Source organism: Gottfriedia sp. NPDC056225 (assembly GCF_042267765.1).
Lineage (GTDB): Bacteria > Bacillota > Bacilli > Bacillales > Bacillaceae_G > Gottfriedia.
Map to the genome: position 1 here is coordinate 1 of NZ_JBHJTJ010000105.1, position 4,385 is coordinate 4,385.

Annotated in this window: 6 protein-coding genes; 1 reads left to right on the plus strand and 5 read right to left on the minus strand. The window is 29.9% G+C overall.

What is annotated here, in order from left to right:
* Positions 1-209: hypothetical protein (locus ACFCYN_RS24935; RefSeq protein WP_375952756.1), on the minus strand; the 209-nt coding region annotated here is incomplete at its 3' end.
* Positions 210-629: 420 nt separating this feature from the next.
* On the opposite strand from ACFCYN_RS24935, the gene ACFCYN_RS24940 reads away from it, so the two are divergent.
* A complete protein-coding gene (locus tag ACFCYN_RS24940; RefSeq protein WP_375952759.1) occupies positions 630-1,742 on the plus strand; it encodes an aminopeptidase in 1,113 nt (370 codons plus the stop codon).
* A 109-nt stretch (positions 1,743-1,851) separates the two neighbouring features.
* Here the strand turns inward: ACFCYN_RS24940 and ACFCYN_RS24945 are convergent, their stop codons facing one another.
* The 4 genes from ACFCYN_RS24945 to ACFCYN_RS24960 form a co-directional block, all read right to left on the minus strand.
* Positions 1,852-2,220, minus strand: coding sequence for a hypothetical protein (locus ACFCYN_RS24945; protein WP_375952762.1), 369 nt, complete (start codon positions 2,218-2,220; stop codon positions 1,852-1,854).
* 227 nt (positions 2,221-2,447) lie between these two features.
* Positions 2,448-2,843, minus strand: a complete 396-nt coding sequence (locus ACFCYN_RS24950) for a hypothetical protein (protein WP_375952765.1) — start codon at positions 2,841-2,843, stop codon at positions 2,448-2,450.
* 218 nt (positions 2,844-3,061) lie between these two features.
* Positions 3,062-3,709 (minus strand): hypothetical protein, encoded by a 648-nt coding sequence (locus ACFCYN_RS24955; protein WP_375952768.1) that lies wholly within the window; start codon positions 3,707-3,709, stop codon positions 3,062-3,064.
* A 101-nt stretch (positions 3,710-3,810) separates the two neighbouring features.
* Positions 3,811-4,209, minus strand: a complete 399-nt coding sequence (locus tag ACFCYN_RS24960) for a hypothetical protein (protein ID WP_375952771.1) — start codon at positions 4,207-4,209, stop codon at positions 3,811-3,813.
* Positions 4,210-4,385: the final 176 nt, after the last annotated feature.

The following is a 4,385-nucleotide window of genomic DNA, read 5'->3' on the forward strand; positions in this document are numbered from 1 at the left end:
AGTGAAGAAATAGGTACACAACTAACTAATACAATTGACCAAAACTTACTATCGTAACTACCTTGTTCTACATAGAAAAAAATCAGTAGACTACTAAAAATAATAATTAGTGCAATAATTTTTTGATATCTTCGGAAAACCTTGAAGATAAATAACAATAAACCCATAATTGCAGCAAAAATGATTAGTTCAATAAAAAATCCATTCATATAGCCAACCCTTTCAAATTAAAGTAGGACGATTAATACAAAGTCTTTACATTTGGATAAACCTATTATAATGAGTATTGATATAGATTTTTAAGTTAAAAAATCAATCAACGAATGAAAATTATTCGACAAATTTCAATATTTTTTCCATTAATGATTTTAGAGTGAAATTGTTACGTTATTGAATTAAACTGCCATTTTGTTGAATAGAAAAAGCCGCATTTAAGCAGCTCGTGTTCTTCAACTATTGCATCAGTTAGTTCAATAGGAATGAATACATTTATTGCAAGTTATACGATAGAAAAGGTGTATTACATCTAAATGTCGAAAATTATAGACGATATATCAATTTATTTCCAAAAGTCTAGAAGCGTTGGATTTGAGTAGTGATATAGATGAAAAGTATAGGGAGTTTTTATAATGGATAGTCGCTTAGCAAAATTAGCAGATGTATTAGTCAATCATTCTACAAAAGTTCAACCAGGGGATCATGTGTTGATCCAAAGTGTGACTGAGGTTGATCGTTTAGTCGTACAAGCAATCGTAAAAGCTGTTGGAGAAGCTGGTGGTCATGCACATGTTTCAATGCGCGACGTGGCTGTTACTCGCCAAATGATCATTTCAGGTTCAGAAGAACAGTTTAAAATGTTCGCAGATTGGGAGTGCTATCGTCTAAGCAAGATGCAAGTTTATATCAATCTACGAAGTCCGCGCAATGCGTATGAATTAGCAGACGTACCTTCAGATAAAATGAAATTATATCAAACAATTTTCGGTAAAGCGCAAAGTGAAGCCGTTTATAAAACAAGGTGGGTTACGACACGAATTCCAAATCCTTCTGCTGCACAAGAAGCGAAGATGAGCGCAGAAGCGTATGAGGATTTTTATTATAATGTTTGTACGTTGGATTACAAAAAGATGTCTAAAGCGATGGATCCATTAAAAGAATTAATGGAAAAAACGGATCTGGTAAAAATCATTGGAAACGGAACGGAACTTAGCTTTTCGATTAAAGGAGTTGGCGTGTTAAAAGGTGACGGCATCGATAATATTCCAGATGGTGAGATTTATACAGCACCTGTAAGAGACTCTGTAAATGGGATTGTCACGTTTAATACTGCCTCTGTGAATCAAGGATTTTCATTCGATCATATCTCATTAAAAATTGAGAATGGTAAAATCATTGAAGTACATGCAAACGATTCGGAACGAATCAATCAAATACTTGATACAGATGAAGGGTCAAGATATATTGGAGAATTTGCATTAGCGTTTAATCCTTATATCTTACATCCGATGAATAATACTTTATTTGACGAAAAAATAAATGGTAGCTTTCATTTAGCAATTGGTGATTCATTAGATGGAGCAGACAATGGAAATAAATCAGCGATTCACTGGGACCTTATCAGTATTCAACGACCTGAGTTTGGCGGAGGAGAAATCTGGTTTGATGATGTATTGATTCGAAAAGATGGTCGATTTGTTTTACCTGAATTGGAAGATTTAAATGAAGAAAATTTAAAAATGTAGTTAAAAGACTAGCCATGGGGCTAGTCTTTTTTTTGTAAGTCTAATATAACTAACGCATGATTTAGTTTAATATGCAGTAAAAAAAGACCTTCATATAAAGATCCACTTTTTATTGCTGTAAAGATTTTTTACGCACAAATAATCCAATGAAAATACCAATAAACGCAGGAATCATCCATGATGATCCATTTAAAAATGATCGATCCAATGCAACTATATTTAACAGGCCGTTATATAGAAATATAAAAAGCATCATAAGAAGAGAACCAATCCATTTATCATTTGGTTTCGTGTTATGTTTCTTCCTCTTTTTCCCCATGAATCTAATAACCAATAATGCAAACAGTATAAATATAAATAAAGACAATGTTAAAAGTAATGAAGCTGAATTATCTAGTTTTATCCAAGTAAAAAAAATAAGAAATCCTACAGTCACTACAGCCATTATTACTGTTTCAATTCGCTCATACTTATTCATACTTTTCCCCTTTGATTGTAATTTCTTAAGTTAAGTTACTATTATTTATTCTATTCCCTAATCAAGAAGTCCTTTTCTTATGCAACTAAACTGCCATTTAGTTCAATAAAAACGACCACCGAGGCAGTAAATCGTTGTTCAGCTAACGCATTAGTTAGTTGCATAAGATTGCTTCAAGTATAAAAGTAGGTAAGTTACTTTTTATCATTTTTAGTGATAATCACAATCTATTCGCTTGTTGTAATTAATTTTCGTGTTTTGGGATCATATATTTTATAACTAATTTCAAACTTATGGTCTTTTGTAACTGTCACTTTACAAAAATAAGGGATGGACTTTCCATAAGCATCTAGTTCAGGTATATCTCTAAAACTAAAAATTTCATCTGTTTCAAGCATATTGAAGTCAGCTTCAGAAGTACGACTGGATGAATCTATGTCAATAAAGCATTTACCTCTGACAACATCATATTCCTTAAATACAACATATTTTATACTTGGAAGTGTGATCCATAAAAGTAAAACTCCCATTATAAAAATTCCAAGGCTTTTACCTATACTTGATAATGGATACTCATTTTGATTGTACATAGCTATAAAGTAAACTACTGCCCCTATTACCATCAAAACACCTATTATGAGCATAGAATAATACATGAACATTTTTTCACTTCCCATATCAATTTAATCAAATACATTAATTACGTATCCTACTAAAATACCAGAACGTACGTAAATTTCGATCGTGTTGTTCAACTAAAGCATGCGTTAGTTGAATAAGAAAATCTTAATGAATAACTGTGATAGAATCTTTACTTTTAAGTCCATTAAAATCTCTCAAGTTAATTACCTACAAATAATACTCCATATTCTCCTTCTTTAATAGAAGCATTGCTAAACACATTTATTAGTTGTTTTGCTGAAATCTTGAGTACAATATTACTAGCATTAATATTAATAAATTCTAGTTCTTTTATTAAAGATGGAATTTGAAATCTTTTATAATAAGAATCACTGTATAAATCTAAATTGCTTAAAAGATTTAACTCATTTTTAATAGCCATATATTGTAAGCCTTCTAAGATTGTTTCAGAAATAATATATATTTTATTTTCTTGGAATTGACTATTATATGTATTATTATAAGTTTCATAAATTTCAAGTGTTGTATCATCACAATAGCTGCCTTCAATTTTTACACCTAAAACATCTAGATCTTTTAGTTTACATAGAATATTGTTTAATTCTGTATAAACTTCTTTTGATAAAAAAAGTTTTACTTCTTCTAACTCTTCTAATATTTTTTTAATTTCTTCTTTACTAAATTGTTCATCAGTAAGAAAATAGTCATTTATTTTCTTTAAATAAGTACTGTTTTTCCATTCGTTATTTTTTAAAAAAATCTCCTCATGTAAACCATTAGAAATTTCATATTGTTCTTTAACTCTCTTATTCATTCTATTACCAAATATTTTTATAAATAATGCCATGTTGCACCTCTAATATTAATCATAGTTTTCCTGGATATTAAAGTTCTTTATAGGAAATACAGTATTCAAATAACCATATTCCAACTAACGCTTGCGTTAGTTCAATAAGAATTCGATAAAAACTTAACTTTATTATTTTCAAATACTGCACAAAAATAAGGCGTATTAAAAAGTTGAGGTGCATTTTCGGGTAATTTCAAATAAAATTGCAGCCATTTATGAAATTCTGGAAAAACAGTACTTGTCATTACTTCCCTTGCCACTTTTACATCTTTATTTTGTAAGGCTCCTGCTCTAATATATAAACGCTTGTATGGAACATTAGAATTAGGCAACCAAAAATGAACTTCAAAGATACTTCCAATTTTTTGAGGTAACCAATAATCCAAATCAACATGAATTGTACATTTATTTTGTATCAATATTTCTTCTAATTGACCAGTCTTTAAAATGTAGTTATAGTTTTTAGGAATTTTGGGTTTAGCGATAGACTTTATCATCTAATCAGCTCCTTCCAACAAAAAGTCGTATTTGCGAATCTTGTTTCTTATGTAACTAAAGCATTAGTTAGTTGAACAACGCTTTAGTTTTTAAGCTCCATAAAATGAGTTGAATTTGAATAAAAATCTCCCTTAAAAAATCCACTGGAAATATAAAATTTATCAGCTTGTTCGGT

What these genes read in the sequence shown, in the direction of transcription:
- ACFCYN_RS24940 (WP_375952759.1), top strand. Translation starts at nt 630, where the DNA reads ATGGATAGTCGCTTAGCAAAATTAGCAGATGTATTAGTCAATCATTCT.
- ACFCYN_RS24945 (WP_375952762.1), bottom strand. Translation starts at nt 2,220, where the DNA reads ATGAATAAGTATGAGCGAATTGAAACAGTAATAATGGCTGTAGTGACT.
- ACFCYN_RS24950 (WP_375952765.1), bottom strand. Translation starts at nt 2,843, where the DNA reads ATGGTAATAGGGGCAGTAGTTTACTTTATAGCTATGTACAATCAAAAT.
- ACFCYN_RS24955 (WP_375952768.1), bottom strand. Translation starts at nt 3,709, where the DNA reads ATGGCATTATTTATAAAAATATTTGGTAATAGAATGAATAAGAGAGTT.
- ACFCYN_RS24960 (WP_375952771.1), bottom strand. Translation starts at nt 4,209, where the DNA reads ATGATAAAGTCTATCGCTAAACCCAAAATTCCTAAAAACTATAACTAC.